Genomic DNA, 25,612 nt, shown 5'->3' with positions numbered 1-25,612 from the left:
ACGATTTCATACGATAGGGTGGGGTGAGTGACCGACTCCGCCTGGGTGCTGCGCAGCCTCCTCTTCGTCCCGGGGCACCGCCGTGAGATGATCGCCAAGGCGGCCGCCGCGGGCGCCGACGCCGTCATTCTGGATCTCGAAGACGGCGTCGCGCCCGGCGAGAAAGACGCCGCCCGGCGGACGGTCGCCGCCGCCCTCGACGGTTCGCTGCCGGAGCATCTGGTGGTCTTCGTACGCGTCAACAGCACCGGCTCCGGCCTCCTGGACGCCGATCTTCGCGGCGCGGCGCGCGCCCGGATGGACGGCGTGTGCCTGCCGAAATGCGAGTCGCCGGCCGACGTCCAGGCGCTCGCGGCGCGCCTGCTCGCCGTGGAAGACCGGCTCGGGCTGCCGCGCGGCCGTCTCAAGATTCTCGCCCTCGTCGAAACCGCGCGGGGCGTGCTGAACGCGGCGGCGGTCGCCCGGGAGTCCCCGCGGGCGTGGGGGGTCGTCTTCGGGGCCGAAGACTTCACCGCGGACGCCGGCCTGCCGCGGACCCGCGAAGGGACCGAGCTCGCCCCGGCGCGGACCGCGGTCAGCCTCGCGGCGCACGCGGCCGGTGTGGAGGCGATCGACGGCATCTTCGCCGATTTCCGCGACGGCGCGGGGCTCGCCGCCGACACCGCCGAGGCGCGCCGGCTCGGGTATACCGGCAAAACCGTCATTCACCCGGCCCAAATCGCGCCCGTACACCGCGTGCTCGCTCCGGCCGCGGACGAGATCGCGAAGGCGCGCCGTATCGTCGACGCCTTCGAGCAGGCGGAGGCGGCGGGATCGGGCATCGTCGTGGTGGACGGCGCCATGGTGGACCGGCCTGTCGCCGTGCGGGCGCAGCGCGTGCTGGCGCGTGCCGGCCGCGCCGAGACGTGATCCCCGGGCCCGGCGCCCCGTAGATGCGGCCGCGGCTGTACCGATCCCGCACGGACTACTGGATCGCCGGCGTCTGCGGCGGCCTCGGCCGCTATTTCGGCGTCGACAGCAACCCGATCCGGCTGGGGTTTGTGGTGCTGGCGGCGTGGAACGGACTCGGGGTGCTGCTCTATCTCGTCACGGTGCTGATCGTCCCGGAGGAGCCGATCGAGCAGATCGCCGACCCGGGGGCCGTGCCGCCGGCGCCGGGGGGCGCGCCGGCGTCCCACGAGGGCCGCCGGATGCGGATGCTGGGGTGGCTCCTCATCTTCGGCGGCGCCTATTTGTTTTTGCGCAACCTGCACCTGTTCATCCCGATCGTGCAGGACCAGGTCTTTCCGATTGTGCTGATCCTCGGCGGGCTCGTGCTGCTCCTGATGCGCGAGTCGCGGCGGTAGAGCCCGGCCCCGGCGCCTGATCCAAATCAGCGCAACGGGCGAATCGGCCGGCCCAGAAAGTCGCGGCACCACACGAGATCGAGCGTCCGCACGACGACGCCGCGCCGCACGACCGGCACGGTCGGTCCGCGTTCGACGGCGGCGCATCCCTGCCGGAGGTCGACGCGGCGCGGGTAGCGACCGTCCTGGATGAACAGGCCGTCGCGGCCGCGCAGATCGCTCCATCGCGTCCAGTACCCATACTCGTCGCGGCCGGTCACGGTCGCCGACGGATAGCGTCCGCCCGTGCTGAAGTCGAACTGCGCCAGGACCTGGTAGCGGTCGCTCGTGATGAAGAAGGGCCGATGCGCGCCGCGCTGGGCCACTCCGGCGATCATGGGAGCGGCGGTCCGCCAACCGTAATAGTCCACGGTTGGATCGAGGCGCGGCGGCAGCACCGCGCCCGCGATCACCGGCAGCGCGTGGGCCAGCGCGGTCACGAGCACCGCGGACGCGATCCCGGCGGCCAGGCCGGACTGCCACGCGCGGGAGCGCCGCGACCACGACCGCTCGGTCATGAGCGCCGCGAGGGCAATCGTCGCGGTCATGTACCCGGGCGCCGCCCAGTGTCCCTTCGCCGCGCCGATGAAGCTCGCGGCGGCGATGCCGGCGATCACGGGGATGCCGGCCGCCGCGAGAAACAGCCAGGCCGGATCCCCGGCGAGCCCGCGCCGGCCGGCGACGACGAGCGCCCACACAAGCCACGGGAACAGCAGCGGCGCAAGATACACAAACTGCAGTCCCAGGAAGATGGGCGCGTTGGGTCCCGCGGACCACCCGGGACGACCCGCCAGAGTAAAGTAGAACGACGCCCAGTGGTGCGTGGCGTTCCACCAGACGACGGGCGCAAAGAGCAGGGCCGCGATCGCCAGGCCGGCGTACGGCTCCGGCCGGCGCAGCCACCGGCGGTACGGCGAGGCGGCGAGCCACAGCCCGATCGAAATCGGCAGCGCGGCGGCCGTGTACTTGCTGTCGAGCGCCAGACCGAGCCACAGGCCGGCGTGGAGCCAGGCCCGCCCGCCCGCCTCGTGGGCCGCGCGCCAGGTCCACAGCAGCGTCAGCACCCAGGCGAGGCCGAGCGGTCCGTCCGGCACCGCGAGCAGGCCGCCCGCCGCGAAGACCGGGATGACATTGAACAAGGCGACCGCGGCGGTCGCGGCGTCGTCGCGGCCGAGCACCTCGCGGGCCAGCAGCCACAGCGCGAGTGAGGTGATGCCGAACAAGACCGCGGCCACGAGGTGCACGGCGAACGTGGTGTTGCCGAACAGCGCCGTGCTCGCGTGGATCAACCAGGCGATGGCGGGGGGTTGATCCAGGTAGCCCGCCGCGAGATGGCGGGACCACTCCCAGTAGAAGGTTTCGTCGTCCCCGAGCGGGAGCACGACCGCGATTGCCAGCCGGAGCAGCGTGACGAGCGCAACCCCGGCCACGACCGCGCGCGGAATCCCCCGAAGCTCGCGTCGGACCATCGCGTACGATCCTACCGTTGGGGCCGCGGTGCGTCAACGCGCGGACCGGCCTCACCGCGAGGCGTTCGCGGAGGAGCCGACGAAGTCGTTCCGTCGTGACGGGGGAAGGCGCAGACATCGCGGTGGCGATCGACGGCCCGATGGGGTCCGGCAAGAGCACCATCGCCCGCGAAGTCGCCCGCCGTCTCGGCTACCGGCACGTCGACACGGGCGCGATGTATCGCGCGGTCGCCGCCGCGGCGCTGCGCCGCGGGGTCGATCCCGACGATGCCGCCGCGCTGGCCGCGCTGGCCGGCCGCGTCCGCGTCGAGCCCGGAGCGGCCGGGCCGGGCGCCCGCGTGTACGTCGACGGCGAGGACGTCACGCCGGCGCTTCGCACGGTCGAGGTCAACCGGATCGTCGGGCAGGTCGCGCGCGTGCCCGGCGTGCGCGCCGCGCTGCGCGACACCCAACGGGAACTCGGCGCGGCGGGCCGAGTCGTGATGGAAGGGCGCGACATCGGCTCGGTCATCCTGCCGGAGGCCCGCATCAAAGTGTTTCTGACCGCCTCGCCGGAAGAGCGGGCCCGGCGGCGCCAGGCGGAGCTCGCGGCGGCCGGGGAGATGGTGCCGCTCGACGAAGTCCGGCGCATCGAAGCGGAGGACGACCGCGCGGCCACGACGAGGGAGGTCGCCCCCCTCGTCGTGGCCGCGGACGCCACGGTGATCGACAGCACGAACCTCCCCGTGGACGACGTCGTCGCCCGGGTCCTCGCCCTGGTCGCCCGTGCGGTCCGGCTCCGCGGCCCGCAACCATGAGATTAAAGCCCGATGGTCTTTAGCATCTCGAGGTTCCTGCTGCGCGTGATCCTCACCACGCTCTTTGGATTTCGCGTCGACGGCCGCGGCTACGAGCCCGCCGCGGGTCCGGTCATCGTCGTGAGCAACCATTTGAGCGATCTCGATCCGCTCGTCGTCGGCTCCGCGCTGCGGCGGCGGGTCACCTTCATGGCAAAGCACGAGCTGTTCCAGGTGCCGGGCGTGCGCTGGTGGGTCACGAAGTGCGGCGCGTTTCCGGTGCGGCGCGGCGCCCCGGATCGACAGGCGCTGCGCACGGCGCTCGGGATTCTACAGGAGGGCGGGGTGCTCGTCATGTTCCCGGAGGGTACGCGCGGCCGGGACCGCACCCTCCGCGAGCCGGAGCCCGGCGCCGCGCTGCTCGCCCGGCGCACCGGCGCCGCGCTGCTGCCGGTCGCGGTGCTCGGCACCGACGTCGTGCTGCCGCGCGACGCGCGCGGGCTGCGCCTCGGCCGGATCACCGTCCGGATCGGCCCGCCGCTCTACGTCACCGCGACCGGCGGGGAGCGCGGGGGACGCGATGAGCTCGACGCGATCGGCCGGCTCTACATGACGGAGATCGCGCGGCTGCTGGCCTAGCCGGACCGCCGTTCGATGACCGCGCAAAACGCCGCCACCACGCGAGGATCAAACTGGGTCCCGGCGCAGCGCTTGATCTCCGCCACGGCCTCGGCGCGGGTCCGCGCCGGTCTGTACGGACGTGCTTCGGTGATCGCGCCGAACGCGTCGACGACGGCCAGGATGCGCGCGCCGAGAGGGATCGCCTCGCCCCTGAGGCCGTCCGGGTAGCCGCTGCCGTCCCACGCCTCCTGGTGATGACGCACGAGCTTCGCCGGTCCGCGCAGGCGGTGCACTGGACGCAGGATCTCCTCGCCGAGCAGCGGGTGCTGCCGCATGACGGACCATTCTTCGTCCGTCAGGGCCGTCGGTTTCCTCAACACGGCGTCGGGGAGCCCGACCTTGCCGATGTCGTGCAGCCGCGCGGCGCAGCGGATATCGCGCACGTCGCGGTCCGAACATCCCAGCTGCCGCGCCACGCGCTCCGCCAGCGCCGCGACCCGTTTGCAGTGGCGGGCCGTATACGCGTCGCGCGACGACACCGTGTGCGCCAGAGCGACGACCATCTGCACGTTGGCGTCTTGCAGCTGCCGGTGCAGGCGCGCGCGCTGGATCGCCATGCCGGTGATCTCGGCGATGCCGTCGAGCAGGTGCACCTCGGCGCCGGTGAAGGCCGCGCCGTCCGATCCCCTCGCGCGCGCCACGCACAGCGTCCCGATGATTCCTTCGTCCGTCGGCACGGGCACGATGGCGAGCGGGCCGAAGGCCCGGTAGCCGCCGGCGGCCATCCAGTCGGGAATTCGCTCGCGGCTGAAGTCCGGGCTGACGAACGGGGTGCCGGCGCTCGCCACCCGTCCCGATCGCGTCCCGGGGCTCGGAAACGTCGAGCCGATCTTTTCCCCGACGACGCCGACCGTGTAGACCCTCGTGAACACCTGCCCTTCGGGGTTGAGGAGGGCAAGACACCCGTGGTAGGCGCGGAGAAGCGCCCGTGCCTGCTCCACGATCACCGGATACATCTCCTCGGCCGCCCGCGCCGTCCGCAGCCGTCTCGAGAGATCGTAGACGGTCTGGAGCCCGGAGAGCCGCGGCGGGCGCCGCGCGATCGTGTGCGCGACGACCAGGATGGCATCGCGGCCGCGGGTGCGCACCGCGCGCGCGGCAGATTTGACGTCGATCGCCTTCCCATCCTTGAGACGGAGGCGCCACTGCGCCGGCATTCGGAAGCCGGTCCGTGACCCGGCGGCGTCCACGCAGACGTCGCTGACCTTCATCGCGAGGAGCCCGCGGCGCGTATAGCCGCTGATCGAGACCGTCGCCTCGTTCACGTGGAGAAATCGCAGGGTGCCGGCGTCGTACAGCCACGCCGGGAGCGGGTGCGAGTCAACACGTTTCTCGAACCGATCGGTTCTTGCCAACGAGGACGCCTCCACGAACGAAGCCTAGCGTCCTCGATGGCGATCGTCGCTGCCGCCGGACAAGTGGTGGGCGGACGCACGCGGTGCGCCGACACACGCGCAGGGCCGCAATCGAACGGCGCGAAGTTGGTTCTATGCCCGGCCAGCGGAAGCCAGGCGAACACGCGTTCGGCCGCGCCCGCCCGGAGGTAGCGGCGGTAGCGCCGAAGGAGGGCCGGCGCGCGTTCCCGGAGCCGGCGGTCGGGGATCACGTCGTTTTCGTCTACGACGACCCGTCCGAACTGTTCGCGTTCGTCGTGCCGTTCATTAAGGAAGGTTTGGCCGGCGGCGAACGCTGTCTATATGCCACCGCCGAGTCACGCCCGGCTGATGTGACCGACGCGCTGTCCGCGGCCGGCGTGCGGGTTGATCGAGAGATGAAGCGCGGGGCCTTCGCGCTGATGACCGCCGGCGAGTACTATGGATCGTCCTCATTCGACCCCGCACGCGCGATCGACCGCCTCCAGGCCGGGCTGAGGGAGGCCGTTTCCGCGGGGTTCGCCGGACTGCGGGTGGCCGGTGAAATGAGCTGGGCCGGGAAGCAGGGGCTGCCCGACGAGGTACTTGGAGAGTACGAGACGCTCCTTGAAAAGACGGCGGGCGCGGGCCGCCGTACGCTCGCCTGCATCTACCGGAGAGATCGCTTCGATCCGGCGATTCTGGAACGACACGTTCGGATTCACGGGAAAGTCATCGCCAATGACTACGTGTACCTAAGCCTCAGCGCGCTGTTCCGAAATCTCGCCCGGACGGATCTCGAGGGACTGGCGCGCTCCGCCCATGAACGGACCGTTCATAGGCGGGGACTCTTCTTCAGCCAAGGCGATCGGGCCACGGAGGTTTTCTTCCTGACGGCCGGCCTGGTGAAACTGGTTCGAACCGACGCCGACGGGCGAAGCGCAATCCTCCGCCTCATCGCGCCGGTGGAGTCGTTCGGAGAGCGCGTCGTTGCGCTCGGGGGTGACGTCCGGCCCTCTTCGGCAGAGGCCCTGGAGCGCTGCCGGGCACTCGCCTGGGACGGCGCGACGCTCATTCAATTCATATTGAACCACCCCGCGGTCTCGAAGAACGCGCTTCGCTTGTTGGAGGACCGGGTCGAGGCAGAGCGGGACCGGCTGCAGGACTTGATGTCACCGGATGTCCGCCGGCGACTCGCGCGGCTGCTCGTGCGCCTCGGCCACTACGTGGGCCGGAAGACCCGCCGCGGCACGGTCATCGATGTGCCGTTCTCGCGCCGGGATCTGGCCGAACTGACCATCACCTCGCCCTATACGGTAAGCCGAATTCTCGCGGAATGGCGGCGCTTGGAGATCCTCGACGCGCAGCGCACGCGGATCATCGTCCGAGACCGGGAACGTCTCGCGGCGATCGCCGAGCAGCGCGCATCCGGGGGCAAAAGCAGATCAAGATTGCGCAGCACCGCGGCGCGAGGCTAACCCGACTCGTCCTCCAGCACCCGCAGGGCCACGTCCACGATGGCAGGATCGAAGTGCCGGCCGGCCTGCCCGCGAATATGTTCTCGCACGCGCTCGATGGGCCACGCCCGCCGGTACGGCCGGTCCGACCGCAGCCCATCCCATACGTCCACGACGGCGAAGATACGGGCCGCGAGTGGAATCTCCTCGCCGCGCAGACCCCGCGGATACCCCGTACCGTCCCACTTCTCGTGGTGGCAGTATGGGATCGCGCGCGCCGGCCGGAGGTATTCAATCGGCGTCAACAGCCGGTCGGCATAGTCCGGGTGACGGCGCATCACGGTCCACTCGTCGTCGGTGAGCGGGCCGGGCTTGAACAAGATCGAATCGGGGATGCCGATCTTGCCGACGTCGTGGAGCAGCGCCCCGCGGCGGAGATGCGCGAGCTCTTCCCCGCCGACGCCCATCGCGCGCGCCACTTTGACCGTCAAGTCCGTGACGCGCTGCGTATGCCCCTCGGTGTGTTTGTCCCGCAGGTCGAGCGCGCGCGCCCAGCCCTCCAGCGTGGTATCGTACGCGCGCACCAGCTCGGTGTTCGACCGCTGGAGATCGGCGAACAGGACGGCGTTTTCGATCGCAAGCGCGGTCTGTCCGGCGAGCGCCTCGAGGAACTCCAGCCATTCCGTGTCGGGGAAGAACGGCTGCCGGTGGAGCACCTCCAGCACGCCCGTGACCTGTCCTTTCGCGACCAGCGGCGCCACAAAGTACGCCGCAAACCCCAGGTCCCGGAGGGCGGGCTCGTCCGCCCGGGCGGCCGGGTCCGTGGCGGCGTCGCCGACCGCCACGATTCGGGACTCCGCGACCGCCCGATCCACCAGCCCCTGCGCGGCCGGCCCCGCGGTCCCGTCCGCGCGCAGGGGGCGCGACGGCAGACCGCGCGCCGCGGTCCGCGTCAGCGTCCCCGTCTCCGCGTCGGAGAGGAGGATGGCGGCCGCGTCCGCCCCCAGCTGCGCGGTCACCTGGTCGAGCAGCACGCTGAGCGTGACCCGGGGATCGAGACTCGCCGTGATCGCCAGGTCGATCGTCCGCAGGCCGGCCAGCCGGTTCAACTGCCGCTTGACGGCTTGTTCCGCGTCCTTCCGCGCCGTAATGTCCTCGATTGCGCCGTCGTAGTACCTCGTCGCGCCGCCGTCATCGCGCGCGGCACGGGCGGTGTCACGGGTCCAGATGATCCTTCCATCTCGTCGCCGCATGCGGGCTTCGTGGCCGAGGACGACCGCGGTGCGCTCAATCTGCGCGAGCCACCTGCGACGGTCGTCCTGATCGACGTACCAGTCTCCGGCGTTCGCGGCAACGACGGCCTTCCGCTCGGGGTACCCCAGCATTTCCAGAAGCGCGGCGTTGGCGTCGACCACCCGGCCGTCCGGTGTTGTCCGATAGAGGCCGATCGGCACCTGCTCAAACAGACCGCGGAAGCGCTCCTCGCTCGCGCGCAGGAGATCGGTCGCCCGCTTCTCGTCCGTGATATCGAGCAGCGCGCCTTCGAAGCAGATGACGGCGCCCGAGGCGTCGCGGATCGCCTGCGCGCGGAAGCGGACCCAGATCGGCGTCCCGTCGTACCGGCGCAGCTGATCGACGAACTCGTGGGTGCCCGTGCTTCGCTCGAGCAGGGCCACCCGCGCCGGGCGCAGCCCGGGATTGATGTAAAGCGACGTCATGTTGGTCGCGAGCAGCGTCTCGCGGTCGGGGAAGCCGAGAATTTGCACCATCGCCGGATTGGCGTCGAGGATCTCGCCCGCGGCCGTGGTGCGGTACAGGCCCATCGGAACGTTGGTGACAAGATCGCGGTACCGGCGCTCGCTTTCCCGCTGCTGCCGGCGGAGCTGCCATACCGACAGCGCCCGCTCGACGGCCGGTCCAAGACGAGCCAGACGGTCCTTGAGAAGATAGTCCGCGGCGCCTCGACGCATCATCGACACCGCGGCCTCTTCGCCGATCGTACCCGACACCGCGATGAACGGGATCTCGCGTCCGTGCTTCTGTAAGAGTTCGAGCGCCCGCTCGCCGCCGAACCGGGGCAGGGCATAGTCGCTCAGAACGAGGTCCGGCGACCGTGCGAGTTGTTCGAGGTATGCCGTCTCGGTGTCGACCCGGGACCACTCGACGACGAACCCCGCGCGGCGGAGCTCCGCAATCATGAGCTCCGCGTGCGCGGGCTCGTCCTCGACAACGAGCACGCGCAGCGGCGCGCCCCGGCCGGGCGGCGGCGGTGGCGTCTCGGAAGGTGTCCGGGACGGTCCGGTCACTCCGGCGCACCCGCCGGCCGAACAACGGTCATTTTGTGCACGACATCTCTGCGGCCCCCCGATCCCGGGAAACCGTAACACCCCGGCCGGACGACCGTCGCTGCCGCGGGGCACTCCGTGCGCCGGAACACTTGGTGCGCGGGCGCACGGGTCCGCAGGGGGCTACCGGAGAGGCGCGAACTGTTGGTGAAATCGGCTGGCCGAATCGCCAACGCGCGGGAGCGCCGACTCTGCGGGAGGACCAGCGGCGATGAAACACGATCGGCAGGTGAGGCCCGGCCGGCAGACGTTCGCGCGGCCCCGCACCGGGGACCACGCCATTTTCATCTACGAGGACACGGCGGCGCTGTTTCGGTTCGCCGCCCCCTACATCAACGACGGGCTCGCCAAGGGCGAACGTTGCGTGTACCTTGCGGCCGACTCAAGCCCGGGCGAGATCCTGGAGGCGCTCTCCGCGCACGGGGTGCGGACGAGCCGGGAGGTCAAACGCGGCGCCCTCGCCGTCACGACGGCGCGCGAATTCTTCGGGTTCCCGTTCAATGCCCCGCGGGCCATGGAACATATGCTCCGGACCGGGACGGAAGCCGCCTCCGCCGGCTTTGCGGGCCTGCGAGTAGCCGGCGATTGGGCCTGGAGTCTGGAGAAAAGCGTCCAGGACAACGAGCTGGGGGAGTTCGAATCGCTGCTGGAACGGGCGACCGCGCCCAGCCGCCTCACGTTGGCCTGCATGTATCGACGGGACCACACCGATCCCGGCACGCTGGAGCGGCTGATCCGCCTCCACACCAAGGTGATTGCGAGCGACTATGTGTTCGTGAGCATGAGTGCATTGTTTCGGAGCCTTCCGCCGAAGGATCTGCAGAGCCTGGCCAAGTCTGCGCGCCAGCGCGTGATACGCAAAGGAGAGTTCTTCTTTCACCAGGGAGCTCCGGCCCGGGACGTCTACATGCTGACGAGCGGCATGGTGAAGCTCGTTCGCACAGCCCCCGGCGGGGAAAGCGTGATTCTCCGCGTCGTCGCGCCGGTGCAGCACTTCGGCGACGGCCGCATTGGGCTCGGGGAGGCCGTGCGATTTGCCGCCGCGGAGGCACTGGAGGACTCCCGGGCGCTCGTTTGGGACAGCTCGGCGATTGGTGAAGTAGTCCTGGCGCACCCGGCCGTTGGCGTAAACGTCATTCGCTGGCTGCAGGAGCTGATGGAGGAAGAGCGGACCCGGCTCGAAGACTTCTTGTCCGCGGACGTAAAGCGGCGGCTGGCGCGGCTCTTTCTCCGGCTCGGGCAATCGATAGGCCGCAAGACGCGCCGCGGCGTCGTCATCAACGTGCCGCTCTCCCGGCGCGATTTGGCGGAATTGGTCATCACGTCCCCCTACACGATAAGCCGAATTCTCGCCGAGTGGAGGCGTCTCGATATCCTCGACGCACAGCGGACGCGGATTCGCATCCAGGACGGTGAGCAGCTCGCCGCGATCGCGGAACAGCCCGTCCCCGGGTCCGACGTGGCGTCGAGGATTTCATAGCCGCGCGTTCTGCTATGATGGAACCGCCATGAAAATCGTCGTCGGCAAACACACGGGCTTCTGCGGCGGGGTCCGGCGGGCCGTGGACATCGCGCAGAAGACCGCCGCGGGCGCCGGCGGCCCCGTCACCACGTGGGGCCCGCTGATCCACAACCCCCAGGTGGTGGCGCGTCTCGAAGCGGCCGGCGTCAAGGTCGCCGACCGGCCCGAGGGGCTCGGGGGCGAGGCGTTCGTCGTCTCCGCCTACGGGGTGGCGCACGCGGTGCTCGACGCGGCGCGCGGGCGAGGACTTCGGATCGTCGACGCCACCTGTCCCGTCGTGATCCGCGCCCACGCCGTGGCGAAGCGGCTCGCGGACGAGGGGTATCAGGTCATCTGCGTCGGCGACCACGGCCACCCCGAGATGGTGACGCTCAAGGAGATGCTCGGCGACCGCGTCACCGTCGTGCACACCCGCGAGGAGGCCGCGGCGGTCAAGATCACGGGCAAGCTCGGCGTGGTCTCACAGACCACGCAGTCCCTCGACAACTTCCGCCAGATCGTCGGCGACCTGGCCATCCGCGTGCGCGAGCTCAAGGTGCTCAACACGCTTTGTCCCGCGATCACCGTGCGCCAGGAAGAGACCGACGTCATGGTCGAGCACGTGCAGGCGCTGCTCGTGGTGGGCGGCCTCGGCAGCTCCAACACCACCCGGCTCGCGGAGATCGGCCGGGCGCGCAGCCTCCCGACGCATCACATCGAGACGGCGGACGAAATCGTCCCGGACTGGTTTCGCGGCGTGGAATCGGTCGGCGTAGTCTCCGGCGCCAGCACGCCGGATTGGATCATCAAAGACGTGCTGCTGCGCCTGCAAGACCTCGGGACGCACTGACCCCGCTCGAGGGCGGTGAGAACCGCCGTGACCGGGCCGTGACGCGCGACGGGCCGCCTGTGGTGGCCATTGTCGGCCGTCCGAACGTCGGCAAGTCCTCGCTCTTCAACCGTCTGCTGCACCGCCGGCTGGCGATCGTCGAGGCCGTGCCCGGACTGACCCGCGACCGGCTGGAAGCCGCGTGCGAATGGCGCGGCCATACCTTCGCGCTCGTGGACACGGGAGGCCTGGTGCTCGGGAAGACCCAGGGCCTGACCGCGTCCGTGCGCCGGCAGGCCGAGCACGCGATCGCCGACGCGGCGCTGATCCTGTTCGTCGTCGATGCCAAGACCGGCCTCACGCCGCAGGACGCGGAGATCGCGGACGTCCTGCGCCGCCAGGCACGGCCGGTGCTGCTCCTGGCCAACAAGGCCGACGATGCCGCCGCCGAGCTGAACGCAGCGGAGTTCCATGCGCTCGGCGTGGGCGATCCCGTCCCGGTCTCCGCCACGGCGGGCCGCGGCGCCGGGGACCTGCTGGACGCGATCGTCGCGGCGCTGTTCGGGGGGGCGCCGGCCGGCCGCCGGGAGCCGAACGCCGCCGAATCCCCTCCCGTCCGCATCGCGTTTCTGGGACGCCCCAACGTCGGCAAGTCTTCGCTCGTCAACGCGCTGCTCGGTCAGGATCGCGTGGTCGTCGACGAGCAGCCCGGCACGACGCGCGACGCGATCGACACCGCCCTCACGTACGACGGCCGCGGCGTCGTGCTGATCGATACGGCGGGACTCCGGCGGCGCACCCGCGTGGTCGAATCCGTAGAGTACTACAGCACCCAGCGCACGCACCAGGCGCTGACCCGCGCCGACGTCGTGGTGCTCGTGATCGACGCGACGGAGGGCATCACCGACCAGGACCAGCGCATCGCCCGCACCGCGTATGAGGCCGGCCGCGGCATCGTGGTCGCCGTGAACAAATGGGATCTGCTGCGAGGATACTCGGTGGAGCAGGTGCAGCGCGTCGCGCAGCGCCAGCTCCGGTTTCTCGCCGCGGTGCGCGTCTGCCCGACGTCGGCCGTGCGTCGCGAAGGCATCGGCGCGCTGATGGACGCGGTGTTTCACACGGCGGCGGTGCGGGCGAGCCGGATTCCGACGGGCCCGCTGAACCGGGCGCTGACCCAGGCCGTCGCCGCCGCCGCCCCGGCCGCCGACAGCCGCGGGCACCGGCTGCACGTCTACTACGCGACGCAGCCGGAGTCGGAGCCGCCCACCATCGTGCTCTTCGTCAACGATCCGCGCCTCATGACCGCGGACTACCAGCGCTACCTGGAGCGCCGGATCCGCGACGCCTTCGACCTCGCCGGCACCCCGATCCGCTGGACGCTGCGGGGGAGGAGACCTCCGGAGACCGCGCGAACGTCCGGATAACGATGGCGCCCGCGGTCATCGTCCTCGCGTACTTCATCGGCGCGCTGCCCACCGGCCTGATTCTGGTGCGCGTGCTTCGTGGGGAAGACATCCGAAAGTACGGCAGCGGCAACATCGGGGCGGCCAACGTGCTGCGCGTCGCGGGGCCGGCCGTCGCGGCGGCGGTGCTGCTCGTCGACGTGCTGAAGGGGCTCGTGCCCGTGTTGGTGGCGCTCCGGGCCGGCCTTGCGCCCTGGGCGGTCGTCGCGACCGGCCTCGCCGCGATCGCCGGCCACAACTGGTCGATCTTTCTCGGATTCCGCGGCGGCAAAGGCATCGCGACGTCGGCTGGAGTCCTCGCGGGGCTGTCGCTCCAAGCCGCCCTCGTCGCCGCGGCCGTCTGGATCGTGGTCGTCGCGATCAGCCGGTTCTCCTCTCTGGGATCGCTCGTGGCCGCGGTATCCGTCCCGATCACGCTGTGGCGCCTTCGCACGCCGCCCGAATATGTGGCCTTCGGCCTCATCGCCGCGCTCCTCGCGATTTACCGGCACCGCGCGAACATCGAGCGGCTCGTCGCCGGCACCGAACTCCGGGTCACGGACCGCGTCGCGAAACCGTAGTGCCTGACCGCGATCAAGTTCTCGTCTACGGCGCCGGGGCCGTGGGGTCGCTCGTGGCCGCCGCCCTCGCGGAATCCCGTTCCACCGATGGGACGAGCCCCGCCGTCACCGTGCTCGGCCGCCGCCCGCACGTCGCCTCGATCCGGACATGGGGGCTCGTCGTCGAGTCGTCCGGCGGACGGACCGTGTCGAAGGCCGTGGACTCGGTCACCTCGCTCGACGATCTCGCGGCGCCTCCAGATCTCGTCATTCTGACGGTCAAAGCGTACCAGGTCCCGGAGTCGCTCGCGCTGCTGTCCGGGGTGCTGGCACGGCCCGATGTCGCCGTCGTGGTGTTGGAGAACGGGATCGGCAGTGAGGAGACGGTGGCCGGGGTGATCGGCGGCGACCGTACCGTCTCCGGCGCCGTCACGATCGCCGTGGAGATGGAACGGCCGGGCACGGTGAGACGCCACACGAGCGGCGGAGGTGTCGCGCTCGCGCCCGTCGGGACCGCGGCGCCGGCCGGCCGCGTTGCCGAGATGTTCCGGGCGTCGGGTCTGCCTATCCGCATCTATCCCGACGCCGCGCAGATGAAGTGGAGCAAACTACTGCTCAATATCCTGGCGAACGCGGCGGCGGCGATTCTTGACCTGCCGCCCGGGGCCATCGCGCACGATCCGCGGCTCTTCGCGCTCGAGCGGGCGGCGTTCCGCGAGGCGGTGGCCGTGATGCGGGCGCTCGGTCTGCGGCCCGTGGCGCTCCCGGGCTACCCGGTCCCGCTGCTCGTTCGGCTGATGGCCGCGCCGCCGTGGGCCGGGCAGACGGTGCTGCGCCGCGCGCTCGGCCGGGGCAGGGGAGAGAAGATGCCGTCGCTCTGGCACGATCTCGAGCGTGGGCGGCGCCAGAACGAGGTCACGGTGCTGAACGGCGCGGTCGCCCTCGAGGGCGACCGTCACCGCGTGCCGGTGCCGGTCAACCGTACCATCACCGACGTGCTCCTCGCGCTCGCCGAGGGCCGGGCGGATCGTGAAGCGTACCGCCACAAGCCCGCGGCGCTGCTCGACGCGTGCCGCAACGCGGGCGCGGGCCTGTAGGCGGGTGCTATAATAAGGAAGCCGTCGGGCCGTAGCGCAGCTTGGTAGCGCACCTGAATGGGGTTCAGGTGGTCGCCGGTTCAAATCCGGCCGGCCCGACCAAAGATAAGCAGGGCAAGGGCTCCAGCGAGTTTTCGACCTCCGGTTTAGACTCCAATACTGGCAACCTTTGTGGTTCGAAGGTCGTGTCTCCTCGTTTGAGGTGACCTACTGGCTCGACTACAAAGTGTGGTCGCCGGCGGTGGTGCCTTAGACGCCCCCGCGGAGCTAGTGACCGTGCCGGCGAACGCTCAATTATCCGCGCGCGCGGACGTGCGGGAGGTTGTTTTTTGTACACTTCTGGGCCGCGCCTTCGAACGATGGCGGGCCAAACCCCTTGACAAGAATCACCCCTTTGCCGAAGGCGCGCACTGTGCCAGCCCGAAGGCGCTTACGCGAAAAGTGTCCAGGCCCATCCAGCGCGCAATCCGAGTTTCACCGAGCGGACCCCGAGCCTCTCCTTGGCGCGGCGCAAGGGGCTCGGAGCGATTCGGGCCTCGTGTGCCGCCACGGCCACCTCAGCGACACGGCGGGGACCGCAACTGAGCGCGTCGAGGAGGAACAGGCAAGCGCGCCGTTTACAGATGGTGATTCTAGATCGTTGAGGGGGCAATTCCCGCGCGGGCCTACGCCACGGGCGACTTCGCGGAACCAAACCTACGTTCGAAGCCGAGTGACCGGTGTCATAATAACCTCTCGATTGATCCCTCCGATTCTTGCAGTCTGCCACACTGCGGGCAGGGGCCGTGAGCACAGAATATTCTGCGCGGGGGAGTTCTCCGCTCCTCAGAATAGCAGGGGTAATCCCTGCACGGCCCCCCAACGATCGCTCGTGGAGTAGAGATGCGCCGAGGCCGACGGCGTCGGGACTGGCACGGTGACGGCCAACTGGAACAGTGCGTGGCACTCCACTCAGTACGTGCCCGTTCAGGTGACGCGTGAAGCCAGTATGATCGGCGTCACCGCTGTGCCTGTACCTCTCCACGACGACGGCTCGGCAAGCCCGCTGTGGGAATACAATTACATCGACGTCGATCATGCTGGACCGTTCCTGTGGAACCACCGGTACCACTTGACGATCTCGCCAAGAAATACTTCGACGGCCTCGCCAAAGCGTTCCCGGTTCACTAGCCGCAGTTTGAGAACAGATCCTTACGAGACTTCAGGCCGCCGACGGGTGCGTTCGTTTCGGCTATAGTGGTGAGAGATGATCCGGCATCTCCGTCCCGCCGCAATCCGCTTCCTCGTTGCGCTCCTTCTGTTCGCTGTGCTGGGGATTGCATCCGGACAGCCGGCCGCCGCGCGCATCGATCGCACGATCACGATTTCGATGCAGAACACCTCGATCCAGAATGCGTTCCCGGGTGCTGCCCGCGCCGCCGCCGATCTCGTTTCTCTCGCAGATGCCGCGATCATGATTCCGGGACTCGTTGCGAGCGGGCTTCTCGTTCTACTTCTCGGTGAAGTTTGGCACGCCGGCAGGCTCCTGCTGCTGGCGGCTGGAGCGATTGGTATTAGCGCGATTGCCGCCTATTTCGAGCACGTGATCGTGCACCCAGGCCCCGACCTGAGGATTCAAGTGCCGCGGTTCGCGGATGCGCCCGTCATCTCGGATGTGTCGGTTTCGAACGCCGTTGCCGCGATCGCCCTCATCGCTGCGGCCGGGCTCTCGATCATACTCCTCCAGGATGGGCATCGTCGTCCCCTGTCGCTCTGGCCGACGGTCGCAGCATTCGCCACTTGTGCGATGGTCGTGCTCTTCAGGGACGCCGTGACTAGAACGATTCTCGCGCTGACAGCGGTGATGCAGGGGTACACTCCGTACGGGTTCCCGTCCGGCCATGTGACACGGACGGTATTGTTCGCTGGCACGGCGCTTCGACGCGTTCCCGCCTTGAGCGTAGCCGTTGTCGCCGTCCTGGCGTTGTCCTTAGTCTATCTCGGCGATCACTGGACGTCCGAGGTGCTCGGCGGGCTGTGCCTGGGCTGGGCTGGCGCCGACGTCTTGTGGGAAGTCTGGCGCTGGCTGGACGCACGGTTTGTTGGAGCACCGCGCGGCGTTTAGCTGGTTTCGGTGCCTGTTCCCGGGGCGCCCTACGAGCCCGTACCCTACTACACTTCGGTGGATCGACCCCCTGGTCCCCGTAATCAATTGCTTGAACCTCTCAGTGCTCTCACGCAGGCGTTCTTGGCGGTTCACCGTCCGTGGGTTCAGGTGGTCGCCGGTTCAAATCCGGCCGGCCCGACCAATCTCACCGTGGCCAGACCCTGAGATTGCCTTGGAGATCTCGTGCGGTGGCCGCGATCGTGCCTTCGAGAAGGTTCTCCACCAACGACACGTCCTCGTGGTTCAACCCCCGGAACATGTCGTCTTGCGTTGTCCCGCCGGCCGCATGAATCGCTTTGTCTGCAGGCATGCGTTCGAGCAGTCCGGCGACCCGGATGATGATTTCCGTCTTCCTTTGCCGAGAGAGCGCCATGGACGCAGCCTCCGCGATACGACCTGGACACTGAAGTACCGTTGCCACACCGTGACTCCTGCCGAACAAAGGAAAAGGAGGCCCTTCGGGCCTCCTTTTCCTTTTCTTAACATCGCCTTCTGATAAGGGCGGGTAGGTGGTCGCCTACGCCTGCTTCAACCCGCCTCCTGGAGTTCGAGCGCTTGGCGCTCGGCGGTGAGCCGGGCGGTCTCCGCGGACAACCGCTGGTACTCCGCTTCGAGTGACGCGCGCTGCTGGACGATCCGCGCCTGTTTGACCGCGAGCTCCCGCTCCAGCGCCGCGAGACGTTCACACGCGTCGCGCGGCGTTTCCCGAACGCGGGGCGCGGTGGCGGGAGGGATCGTGGCGGCCGCCTGCAGCGCGAACGTGCGCATGGTGTCCTCGTCTTCCGTAGACCACACCCGGGGGGCATCGAAGTAGCAGGAGATCGCTCCGATCACCCGGCGGCCGTGCAGCAGCGGCCACGTACTGATCGAACGCAGACCCTCCCGCGCGATCCGTTCACGAACGGCCGTGCCGTAGGGCAGGTCCCCGACGTGCTCGAGGTGCCGCGCTTCGGGGCTCTGAGACCAGCCTCGCTTCGGCAAATCCATGCACTCGAGTTCAGGGTAGCGCAGCAGATGCGCCCACGGATTCACGCCGTCCGGCGTGACGAGCCCTCGAACGTACGCGTCCGACAGGTTGTGGGACCAGGGACACGTCACGGCGCCGCTCAGCGAACGAAAGAAGACCGCGGCCCGCGGCGCCCCGGTCACCAACAGGAGCGTGCGCCCGATCGCCGCCGCGGCCGCCTCCGGGGAAGAGGCGCCGGCCAGCATCTCGCGGATCCACGTATCGCTGGCCCGCACGGAGTCTGCGCTGCTCTGGACTTCGTTGGCTACCGCCGATACCACCGCCATCTCAGACGACCTCCTCTGCCCCCGATGTTCGCAGACGGGTTGGCCGCGGGCACCAGTCGGATGAGTGTCGAGACGTCGCCCTCGGACGGCGTGGCCAAGAGTCGTTTCACGAGCCCGTCCTCCCCCCACCTAGTCAAGGTTGCGAGCAGGCTCATCGTATACGCGGCCGGCATCGCGCGCGAGAGAATAGGCCCCCCAAGCGGTCTGGGTGCCGGTACATGTAGCGACGGAAGATTTGCGTAACTTTCAACGAACGCGGCGCGCGCCGAGGAACCGCGCGCCGCCCCCCAGAACCTGCCTGCGGAGAACCATCCGGCACGCGGACTGGAGGCCCAAGATGAAGGTCGCGGCGGCGGTCGCTCAGATCTTGAAGCGCGAGGGCGTGGAGTTTCTGATCGGCTACCCGGTCAATCCGATCATCGAGGCGGCCGCGGCGGCCGACATCCGCACGATCATCGTCCGGCAGGAACGCACCGGCCTCCACATGGCGGACGCGGTGAGCCGGATGTCGTCCGGGCGGCGGATCGGCGTGTTCACGATGCAACACGGACCGGGGGCGGAGAACTCGTTCGGCGGCGTCGCGCAGGCGTACGGTGACTCGTCGCCGATCGTCGTGCTGCCGGCTGGCTATCCCCGCCGCCTCACCAACGTCGCGCCCAACTTCAATTCCGCCCTCAACTACCGGCACATCACGAAGTGGGCCGAGCAGGTGCTCCTGCCCGCGGAAGCGCCGGCGGCGATGCGCCGCGCCTTCACCCAGGTGCGCAACGGGCGCCCCCGGCCGGTGCTGATCGAGTTTCCCACCGACGTCCTCTCCTCGGATATTCCGGAACCGGCCGACTACCGGCCGCCGGCGGCCGTGCGGGTGGGACCCGATCCACAGGCGATCGAGACGATCGCCGGTCTGCTGGTCGAAGCGAGCCGGCCGGTGATCTACGCGGGACAGGGCGTGCACTACGCGCGCGCCTGGGGCCAACTCAAGGATCTCGCCGAGTGGCTCGGCGCGCCGGTCACCACGAGCCTTCAGGGCAAGAGCGCGTTCCCCGAGACACACCCGCTGTCGCTCGGTTCCGGCGGGCGATCCATGCCCAAACCCGTGCATGACTTCCTCGCAAAGAGCGACGTCATCTTCGGCATCGGCTGCAGCTTCGCGACGACCAACTACGGCGTCGCGATGCCGGAGGGGAAGACAATCATCCACGCGACGCTCGACGCGGCCGACGTCAACAAAGACCTCCCGGCCGACCACGTGGTGATCGGCGACGCCGGGCTGGTGCTGGAGGCGCTGCTCGCCGCGGTCAAAGACCGGGTGCGCGCGCCCCGTCAGGACCGCGCCGCGTCCGTCGCCCGCGAGATCCAGAGCGGACGCGAAGCGTGGCTCGCGCAGTGGAGCCCGAAACTCAACTCCGACGAAACGCCGCTGTCGCCGTACCGCGTGATCCGCGATCTCCTGCGGACCGTCGATGTGGCCAACACCGTCATCACGCACGACGCCGGAAGTCCGCGCGATCAGCTCTCGCCGTTCTGGCAGGTGGAGGCCCCGCTGTCCTACATCGGCTGGGGCAAGACCACGCAGCTCGGCTACGGCCTCGGCCTCGCGATGGGCGCCAAGCTCTTCGCCCCTGAGAAGCTCTGCATCAACGTCTGGGGCGACGCCGCCATCGGGTTCACCGGCATGGACTTCGAGACGGCGGTCCGGGAGCGGATCCCGATTCTCTCGGTCCTGCTGAACAACTCGTGCATGGCCATCGAGCTGCCCGTGATGCCGGTCTCCACGGAGAAGTACCGGAGCACCGACATCTCCGGCAACTACGCGGCGTTGGCGCAGGCGCTCGGCGGGTACGGGGAGCGCGTCACCGAGCCGGGCGAGATCGTACCGGCGATCAAGCGGGCGGTCCGGAAGACCGATGACGGCGTCCCGGCCCTGCTCGAGTTCATTACCTCGCGGGAGATCGAAACCTCGGTCTTCAAGTAGCGGACACGCAGCCGGCCGGTCGTCCGGCACCCGTCCGCCTCCCTGGACGCCTGCGGGATGGCGGGGGTGCACCCGTGCGGCGATCTGGGGCCGGGCGGCGAACATCTGTTGTGCTCTTCATGACTTGAGGACCGTCCCCGGCAGCGAGAAGCCGCCACAGCCCGATTTTGCCTGTAAGACTCGGGTCTTCGCAGTATTGTGCCACTCTGCGGGCCCATGCTAGGTTCTTGGGAGTAACAAACCGCTCGTACGGGGGAGAAGGGCATGTTTCACGTGGTGGGCGGCGGTCGTCCGTCCAATCGGCGCCGCCTGTACATCAGCCTCACACTCGTCGGAGTATCCCTGCTTATCGCCCTTACCGGATTCCACCAGCCTGTGGACGCCCAGAGCTGGCTGCAGACCGGGTGGCAGGCCTATCAGGCCGGACACATGGCCCAGGCGCAGACCGCGTTCGCCAAGGCTGCGGCGAGCACGCCCGAGTCCGCGACTCCCGCCGTGTGGATGGGCGCGGTGATGATGGCCCGCGGCGACAACGTGCACGCCGGCCATTGGTTCCGGCTCGCGCTCTTGCTCCACCCCTCGACCGCGCAGGCCCGGTACGCGCTGGCTTGGCTCGGCCGCCTCGGCCAGCCCGCCACCGTGCAGACCGCGGTGAAGAGCGTACTGGGGCGCTGGGACACCAGCAGCTCGCGGGGCATCGCTCAGTTCATCCGCGCGTCGAACCCGGACATTATGCCGAAGCAGGCGCAGTGGGAGGGCCAGGCTATTCATGAGGCCGCGACCCAGGAAGGCGTCGATCAGCGCCTGATGACGGCGGTGGTCTGCGTGGAGAGCGCGTTCGATCCCGGCGCGGTGTCGCCGGTCGGCGCGCTGGGTCTCGGTCAGCTGATGCCGCAGACGGCCGCGGAGCTCGGCGTGAATCCGCGTGATCCGTGGCAGAACCTCGTGGGCGCCGCGAGACTGCTGCGCCTCGACCTCGCGGAGTTCCACACGCTGCCGCTCACGCTCGCCGCGTACAACGCCGGCGGCGGCGCGGTGCGCCAGTACGGCGGGATTCCGCCGTATCCGGAGACCCGCTCCTACGTGTGGAAAGTGCTCTCGATCTTTGGAGGTCTCCTCGTCTAGCCAACCGTGACAGATCGGCCGCGGCGGGCCGGCGCGGGAACGCGCCGGCCCGCCGCGTTTTTCCCGCGCAGTTGGGGATATACGGGATTGACGATATCGAATCGAAAGGGGATGTATGAAACACTTCCTCGTTTCGAGCCTCGTGGCGTGCGCCGTGCTCTCCTCAGTCGCGCTCGGCCCCGCCGGCGGCTTTGCGGCCGCGCGCCAGATCCCGATCACCCGCTCGCCGGCGCCGCCGCTGCGTACGGCCGTGCACCATGTCGCGGTCACTCCCTCGCCGGCGCCGCGGCTGCGTGTGGCCGTGCGCCACATCCCGATCAACCACTCGCCGGCGCCGCCGCTGAGTACGATTGAGATAAGCAACCGCAATCCCACGCCGACGATCGCCTCGCCGGCAGCGTCCGCCTGCACGGGGTGCCCGCCGAACGCCCAGGCGAGCTGTGTGGCCTGTCCGCCCGAAGGTCCGACCGTGCAACTCAACCTGGTGCAGCTGCCGCTCTGATCCGCCGGGAGCACGATATCTCGCGGCACGAACCCCGACGCCGCGGGCGGCCGCCGCCCGCGGCGTCGGGGCAGGCGTGCGCGGCCTCTAGCCCGAAAGCAGGCGCCATGGACTGGGGCATGCGCAACCGGCTGAACCGCATCATCCGGCCGGACACCGGCCGGACCGTCATGCTCGCCGTGGATCACGGCTACTTCATGGGACCGACCTCCAAGCTCGAAGTCCCCCGCACGACGATCGAGCCGCTGCTGCCGTTCGCGGATTCGCTCATGGTCACGCGCGGCGTCGTGCGGTCGTCCGTGGCGCCGGCCGCCGCCGTGCCCATCGTGCTGCGGGTGTCCGGCGGCACGAGCATCCTCACCGAGGACCTGTCCGGCGAAGGCATCATGACCACGATGAAGGACGCGGTGCGGCTGAACGCGGCCGCCGTCGCGCTCTCGATCTTCGTCGGCACGCGGCACGAACGGGAGACGCTGCTCAACCTCGGCGCGCTCGTGAGCGAAGGCCAGGAGTACGGCATGCCGGTGCTGGCCGTCACGGCCGTCGGCAAGGAGCTCGAGAAGCGCGACGCCCGCTATCTCGGCCTGTGCTGCCGGATCGCGGCGGAAGCGGGCGCGCAGATCGTCAAGACGTACTACTGCGACGGGTTCGACAAGGTCGTGGAGGGCTGTCCCGTCCCGCTGGTCGTGGCCGGCGGGCCGAAGCTCGACACGGAGATGGACGTCTTCGAGCTGACTTCGCGCGCGATCAGCCTGGGGGCCGCCGGGGTCGACATGGGCCGCAACATCTGGCAGCATCCCGCGCCCGTCGCCATGATCAAGGCGATCCGCGCGATCGTGCACGAGGACGCGTCGCCGGAAGACGCCTTCGCGCTGTTCCGGCGCGCCGCGGCGGAGGGAGCCCAGCACGCGGCGAGACGATGACGCCGCCGGGCTCTAACCGCCCGGGCGCGCAGATGCGCGCGGCCGTCTACTATACGAACCGCGACGTCCGGCTCGAACGCCGCCCGGTCCCCGCGATCGGCCCCGGCGAGATCCTGATGCGCGTGGAGCGCAGCGGGATCTGCGGCAGCGACGTGATGGAGTGGTACCGCCGCCATCGGGCGCCGCTGGTGCTCGGCCACGAGGTCGGAGGGACGGTCGCGGCGGTGGGGGACGGCGTGCACGCCTACCGCGCCGGCGATCGCATCACCGCGGCGCATCACGTCCCCTGCGACGCCTGCCGGTTTTGCCGGCGCGGCCGCCACACGATGTGCCACACGCTCCACACCACGAACTTCGATCCCGGGGGATTCGTCGAGTACACCCGGCTGAGTCCGATCCACGTGGACCGCGGCGTGTTTCGGCTGCCGGACGGCGTGTCGTTCGACCAGGCCGTCTTCGTGGAGCCCCTCGCCTGCGTGGTGCGGGCGCAGCGCCTCGCGCCGGTCCGGGAGGACGACACCGTGTTCGTCGCGGGCAGCGGGATCATCGGGCTGCTGCACATCAAGCTCGCGCGCGCCGCCGGCGCCCGGCGCGTCCTGGCGAGCGATATCTCGGAGTACCGGCTGGCCGCCGCCGCGCGCTTCGGCGCCGACGCCGCGTTCCGGCCCGGCGCGGACCCCGCATCCCAGGTGCGCGAGGCCAACGAGGGCCGCCTCGCGGATCTCGTCATTGTCTGCACGGGCGCCGGGCCGGCGATCACCCAGGCGCTGCGCTGCGCCGAACCCGGCGGCACGGTGATGCTTTTCGCGCCGTCGGGGCCCGAGTTTGCGTTTCCGGCCCTCCCGTTCAACGAGACGTTCTTCCGGACGGACCTCACCGTCACGACGTCCTACGGCGCCGCGCCGGCCGACTACGCCGAGGCGCTGGAGCTGATCGCGCGCGGGCGCGTGCACGTCGACGACATGATCACGCACCGGCTCGGGCTGTCCGAGGCCGCGGCGGGATTCCGGCTCGTCGCGGCGGCGGACGACTCCGTCAAAGTGATCCTCGACCACACGCGCTGAGCGCGGCCGGCCCACCCGGCCGTCCGGGACGGCGTTCGCGGAAGGGGCGGTCCGCCGCCGGGCGGAATACGTCGCGGCGATGGCCGTCCTCGAGTCACACGCCAACGCCGACTCCGCGGAATTCCAGAGCAATCGCGAGCACCACGCGGGCCTGGCGCGCCTTCTGGCGGACCGGCTCGCCCAGGTGCGGGCCGGGGGCGGCGAGCGGGCGCACCGCCGGTTGCGCGACCAGGGCAAGTTGAGCGCGCGCGAGCGGATCGACCTCCTGCTCGATCCGGGCTCGCCGCTGCTCGAGCTGTCGCCCCTGGCCGCCTGGGAGATGTACGGCGGCGAGGCGCCGGGGGCGGGCCTCGTCACGGGCATCGGGCGCGTGCGGGGACTCGAGTGCGTCATCGTGGCCAACGACCCGACCGTCAAGGGCGGGACGTACTATCCGCTGACCGTCAAGAAGCACCTGCGCGCCCAGCGGATCGCGCGCGACAACCGCCTGCCCTGCATCTACCTCGTGGACTCGGGCGGGGCATTCCTGCCGCTGCAGGCCGACGTCTTCCCGGACCGCGAGCACTTCGGCCGCATCTTCTACCACCAGGCGGTGCTCTCGGCCGAAGGCATCCCGCAGATCGCCGCGGTCGTGGGCTCGTGTACGGCCGGCGGCGCCTACGTTCCCGCGATGGCGGACGAGACCGTGATCGTCCGCGGCACGGGGACGATCTTCCTCGGCGGGCCGCCGCTCGTCCGGGCGGCGACCGGCGAGGAAGTGTCCGCCGAAGAGCTCGGCGGGGCCGACGTGCACACCCGGCGCAGCGGCGTCGCCGACCACATGGCCGACGACGACGCGCACGCGATGGAGATCGTGCGCGAGATCGTGGGCGCGCTCAATCGCGTCAAACAACCGGCGCTCGCCCTGGTCCCGCCGGAAGAGCCGCGGTACGATCCGCGCGAGATCTACGGCGTGCTGCCGCGCGATCTGCGGCGGCAGTTCGATGCCCGCGAGGTCATCGCCCGCGTCGTCGACGGCAGCCGCTTCCGGGAGTTCAAGGCCCTGTACGGGACGACCCTCGTCACCGGCTTCGCGCATATTCACGGGATCCCGGTCGGCGTCGTCGCCAACAACGGCGTCCTCTTCGTCGAGAGCGCGGAGAAGGGCGCGCATTTCATCGAGCTGTGCGGGCAGCGGCGGATTCCGCTCGTCTTTCTCCAGAACATCACGGGCTTCATCGTCGGCCGGCAGTACGAAGCCGCCGGCATCGCCCGGGCGGGCGCCAAGATGGTGCACGCGGTCGCGACGTCCGGCGTGCCGCGTCTGACGGTCATTATCGGCGGCTCCTACGGCGCGGGCAACTACGCGATGTGCGGACGGGCGTATGATCCGCGCTTTCTGTGGACGTGGCCGAACGCGCGCATCTCAGTCATGGGCGGCGAGCAGGCCGCCACGGTCCTGCTTACGGTCAAGCGCGATCAGCTGCGGCGGGAGGGCCGCACCTTGTCGCCGGAGGAGGAGCAGGCCCTGGTCGAGCCGATCCTCGCCAAGTACGAGGCGGAAGGGGATCCGTACTTCAGCACCGCGCGCCTCTGGGACGACGGCATCATCGATCCGGCCGAGACCCGCACGGTGCTCGCGCTGGCGCTGTCCGCGACGCTCAACGCGCCGATCGAGGGCATGCACCCCGGCGTCTTCCGGATGTAAATG

22 protein-coding genes and 1 tRNA gene are annotated in these 25,612 nt (G+C 69.8%); 18 read left to right on the top strand and 5 right to left on the bottom strand.

From position 1 onward, the window contains the following. Window positions 1–27: 27 nt before the first annotated feature. Entirely contained in the window at window positions 28–909 is an 882-nt protein-coding gene (locus VKT83_08805; protein ID HLY22553.1) for a CoA ester lyase, read from the top strand. 23 nt (window positions 910–932) lie between these two features. Beyond that, window positions 933–1,346 (top strand): PspC domain-containing protein, encoded by a 414-nt coding sequence (locus tag VKT83_08800; GenBank protein ID HLY22552.1) that lies wholly within the window; start codon window positions 933–935, stop codon window positions 1,344–1,346. Between the two features lie 26 nt (window positions 1,347–1,372). On the opposite strand, the gene VKT83_08795 is transcribed toward VKT83_08800, so the two are convergent. Beyond that, window positions 1,373–2,854, bottom strand: coding sequence for a glycosyltransferase family 39 protein (locus tag VKT83_08795; GenBank protein ID HLY22551.1), 1,482 nt, complete (start codon window positions 2,852–2,854; stop codon window positions 1,373–1,375). Between the two features lie 95 nt (window positions 2,855–2,949). Here VKT83_08795 and cmk point away from each other — a divergent pair, with 95 nt between their 5' ends. Together cmk and VKT83_08785 are read left to right on the top strand one after the other, a co-directional pair. Continuing rightward, entirely contained in the window at window positions 2,950–3,651 is a 702-nt protein-coding gene (gene cmk, locus VKT83_08790; protein HLY22550.1) for a (d)CMP kinase, read from the top strand. A 12-nt stretch (window positions 3,652–3,663) separates the two neighbouring features. Then, entirely contained in the window at window positions 3,664–4,269 is a 606-nt protein-coding gene (locus tag VKT83_08785) for a lysophospholipid acyltransferase family protein (GenBank protein ID HLY22549.1), read from the top strand. On the opposite strand, the gene VKT83_08780 is transcribed toward VKT83_08785, so the two are convergent. Continuing rightward, window positions 4,266–5,666: an HD domain-containing phosphohydrolase gene (locus tag VKT83_08780; protein ID HLY22548.1), complete on the bottom strand. Its 1,401-nt coding sequence runs from the start codon at window positions 5,664–5,666 to the stop codon at window positions 4,266–4,268. The two genes, VKT83_08785 and VKT83_08780, sit on opposite strands and share 4 nt — an antisense overlap. A 134-nt stretch (window positions 5,667–5,800) precedes the next feature. Here VKT83_08780 and VKT83_08775 point away from each other — a divergent pair, with 134 nt between their 5' ends. Then, complete coding sequence (locus VKT83_08775) at window positions 5,801–7,141, top strand: MEDS domain-containing protein (GenBank protein ID HLY22547.1); 1,341 nt, start codon at window positions 5,801–5,803, stop codon at window positions 7,139–7,141. Here VKT83_08775 and VKT83_08770 read toward each other — a convergent pair. Next, window positions 7,138–9,426: an HD domain-containing phosphohydrolase gene (locus tag VKT83_08770; protein ID HLY22546.1), complete on the bottom strand. Its 2,289-nt coding sequence runs from the start codon at window positions 9,424–9,426 to the stop codon at window positions 7,138–7,140. The genes VKT83_08775 and VKT83_08770 overlap by 4 nt on opposite strands. Before the next feature lie 250 nt (window positions 9,427–9,676). On the opposite strand from VKT83_08770, the gene VKT83_08765 reads away from it, so the two are divergent. From VKT83_08765 to VKT83_08735, 7 genes are all read left to right on the top strand, one after another. Next, the gene (locus VKT83_08765) at window positions 9,677–10,945 is read left to right on the top strand and encodes an MEDS domain-containing protein (GenBank protein HLY22545.1); all 1,269 of its coding nucleotides are present in this window, start codon (window positions 9,677–9,679) and stop codon (window positions 10,943–10,945) included. A gap of 28 nt (window positions 10,946–10,973) precedes the next feature. Further along, window positions 10,974–11,816: a 4-hydroxy-3-methylbut-2-enyl diphosphate reductase gene (gene ispH, locus VKT83_08760; GenBank protein HLY22544.1), complete on the top strand. Its 843-nt coding sequence runs from the start codon at window positions 10,974–10,976 to the stop codon at window positions 11,814–11,816. Between the two features lie 62 nt (window positions 11,817–11,878). Continuing rightward, window positions 11,879–13,219, top strand: a complete 1,341-nt coding sequence (gene der, locus VKT83_08755; GenBank protein HLY22543.1) for a ribosome biogenesis GTPase Der — start codon at window positions 11,879–11,881, stop codon at window positions 13,217–13,219. Window positions 13,220–13,221: 2 nt separating this feature from the next. Beyond that, window positions 13,222–13,818 carry a glycerol-3-phosphate 1-O-acyltransferase PlsY gene (gene plsY / locus VKT83_08750; protein ID HLY22542.1) on the top strand — a complete coding sequence of 199 codons (597 nt, stop codon included), beginning with the start codon at window positions 13,222–13,224 and terminating at the stop codon, window positions 13,816–13,818. Next, window positions 13,818–14,894 (top strand): 2-dehydropantoate 2-reductase, encoded by a 1,077-nt coding sequence (locus tag VKT83_08745; GenBank protein HLY22541.1) that lies wholly within the window; start codon window positions 13,818–13,820, stop codon window positions 14,892–14,894. Before plsY ends, VKT83_08745 begins: the two co-directional genes overlap by 1 nt. A 25-nt stretch (window positions 14,895–14,919) precedes the next feature. Next, window positions 14,920–14,996: transfer RNA gene (locus tag VKT83_08740), tRNA-Pro, on the top strand. Window positions 14,997–16,140: 1,144 nt separating this feature from the next. Next, on the top strand, window positions 16,141–16,998 hold the full coding sequence (locus tag VKT83_08735; protein HLY22540.1) for a phosphatase PAP2 family protein: 858 nt from the start codon (window positions 16,141–16,143) through the stop codon (window positions 16,996–16,998). Window positions 16,999–17,185: 187 nt separating this feature from the next. On the opposite strand, the gene VKT83_08730 is transcribed toward VKT83_08735, so the two are convergent. Together VKT83_08730 and VKT83_08725 are read right to left on the bottom strand one after the other, a co-directional pair. Next, a complete protein-coding gene (locus VKT83_08730; protein HLY22539.1) occupies window positions 17,186–17,413 on the bottom strand; it encodes a hypothetical protein in 228 nt (75 codons plus the stop codon). 155 nt (window positions 17,414–17,568) lie between these two features. Beyond that, window positions 17,569–18,333 carry a GAF domain-containing protein gene (locus tag VKT83_08725; protein HLY22538.1) on the bottom strand — a complete coding sequence of 255 codons (765 nt, stop codon included), beginning with the start codon at window positions 18,331–18,333 and terminating at the stop codon, window positions 17,569–17,571. Between the two features lie 337 nt (window positions 18,334–18,670). Here VKT83_08725 and VKT83_08720 point away from each other — a divergent pair, with 337 nt between their 5' ends. The 6 genes from VKT83_08720 (at window position 18,671) to VKT83_08695 (ending at window position 25,609) form a co-directional block, all read left to right on the top strand. Next, window positions 18,671–20,308 (top strand): thiamine pyrophosphate-requiring protein, encoded by a 1,638-nt coding sequence (locus tag VKT83_08720; protein ID HLY22537.1) that lies wholly within the window; start codon window positions 18,671–18,673, stop codon window positions 20,306–20,308. A gap of 264 nt (window positions 20,309–20,572) precedes the next feature. After that, window positions 20,573–21,433 carry a lytic transglycosylase domain-containing protein gene (locus VKT83_08715; protein ID HLY22536.1) on the top strand — a complete coding sequence of 287 codons (861 nt, stop codon included), beginning with the start codon at window positions 20,573–20,575 and terminating at the stop codon, window positions 21,431–21,433. Window positions 21,434–21,548: 115 nt separating this feature from the next. After that, the gene (locus VKT83_08710) at window positions 21,549–21,935 is read left to right on the top strand and encodes a hypothetical protein (protein HLY22535.1); all 387 of its coding nucleotides are present in this window, start codon (window positions 21,549–21,551) and stop codon (window positions 21,933–21,935) included. 107 nt (window positions 21,936–22,042) lie between these two features. After that, window positions 22,043–22,858 carry a 3-hydroxy-5-phosphonooxypentane-2,4-dione thiolase gene (gene lsrF / locus VKT83_08705; GenBank protein ID HLY22534.1) on the top strand — a complete coding sequence of 272 codons (816 nt, stop codon included), beginning with the start codon at window positions 22,043–22,045 and terminating at the stop codon, window positions 22,856–22,858. Continuing rightward, entirely contained in the window at window positions 22,855–23,922 is a 1,068-nt protein-coding gene (locus VKT83_08700; protein ID HLY22533.1) for an alcohol dehydrogenase catalytic domain-containing protein, read from the top strand. Before lsrF ends, VKT83_08700 begins: the two co-directional genes overlap by 4 nt. A 79-nt stretch (window positions 23,923–24,001) precedes the next feature. Then, window positions 24,002–25,609 (top strand): carboxyl transferase domain-containing protein, encoded by a 1,608-nt coding sequence (locus VKT83_08695; GenBank protein HLY22532.1) that lies wholly within the window; start codon window positions 24,002–24,004, stop codon window positions 25,607–25,609. Window positions 25,610–25,612 lie beyond the last annotated feature (3 nt).

The sequence above is a fragment of the bacterium genome (assembly GCA_035308905.1).
Classification (GTDB): domain Bacteria; phylum Sysuimicrobiota; class Sysuimicrobiia; order Sysuimicrobiales; family Segetimicrobiaceae; genus DASSJF01.
Note: the sequence above shows the minus strand (reverse complement) of the source record. Positions and strands in the feature narration are given on the sequence as shown.

Bases quoted from the DNA above. Each gene is read 5' to 3' on its own strand.
- VKT83_08715 (HLY22536.1), top strand. From the start codon at position 20,573: ATGTTTCACGTGGTGGGCGGCGGTCGTCCGTCCAATCGGCGCCGCCTG.
- plsY (HLY22542.1), top strand. From the start codon at position 13,222: ATGGCGCCCGCGGTCATCGTCCTCGCGTACTTCATCGGCGCGCTGCCC.
- VKT83_08700 (HLY22533.1), top strand. From the start codon at position 22,855: ATGACGCCGCCGGGCTCTAACCGCCCGGGCGCGCAGATGCGCGCGGCC.
- VKT83_08800 (HLY22552.1), top strand. From the start codon at position 933: ATGCGGCCGCGGCTGTACCGATCCCGCACGGACTACTGGATCGCCGGC.
- VKT83_08730 (HLY22539.1), bottom strand. From the start codon at position 17,413: ATGGCGCTCTCTCGGCAAAGGAAGACGGAAATCATCATCCGGGTCGCC.
- VKT83_08775 (HLY22547.1), top strand. From the start codon at position 5,801: ATGCCCGGCCAGCGGAAGCCAGGCGAACACGCGTTCGGCCGCGCCCGC.
- VKT83_08695 (HLY22532.1), top strand. From the start codon at position 24,002: ATGGCCGTCCTCGAGTCACACGCCAACGCCGACTCCGCGGAATTCCAG.
- lsrF (HLY22534.1), top strand. From the start codon at position 22,043: ATGGACTGGGGCATGCGCAACCGGCTGAACCGCATCATCCGGCCGGAC.
- VKT83_08710 (HLY22535.1), top strand. From the start codon at position 21,549: ATGAAACACTTCCTCGTTTCGAGCCTCGTGGCGTGCGCCGTGCTCTCC.
- VKT83_08720 (HLY22537.1), top strand. From the start codon at position 18,671: ATGAAGGTCGCGGCGGCGGTCGCTCAGATCTTGAAGCGCGAGGGCGTG.
- VKT83_08785 (HLY22549.1), top strand. From the start codon at position 3,664: ATGGTCTTTAGCATCTCGAGGTTCCTGCTGCGCGTGATCCTCACCACG.
- VKT83_08735 (HLY22540.1), top strand. From the start codon at position 16,141: ATGATCCGGCATCTCCGTCCCGCCGCAATCCGCTTCCTCGTTGCGCTC.
- VKT83_08725 (HLY22538.1), bottom strand. From the start codon at position 18,333: ATGGCGGTGGTATCGGCGGTAGCCAACGAAGTCCAGAGCAGCGCAGAC.
- VKT83_08795 (HLY22551.1), bottom strand. From the start codon at position 2,854: ATGGTCCGACGCGAGCTTCGGGGGATTCCGCGCGCGGTCGTGGCCGGG.
- VKT83_08765 (HLY22545.1), top strand. From the start codon at position 9,677: ATGAAACACGATCGGCAGGTGAGGCCCGGCCGGCAGACGTTCGCGCGG.
- ispH (HLY22544.1), top strand. From the start codon at position 10,974: ATGAAAATCGTCGTCGGCAAACACACGGGCTTCTGCGGCGGGGTCCGG.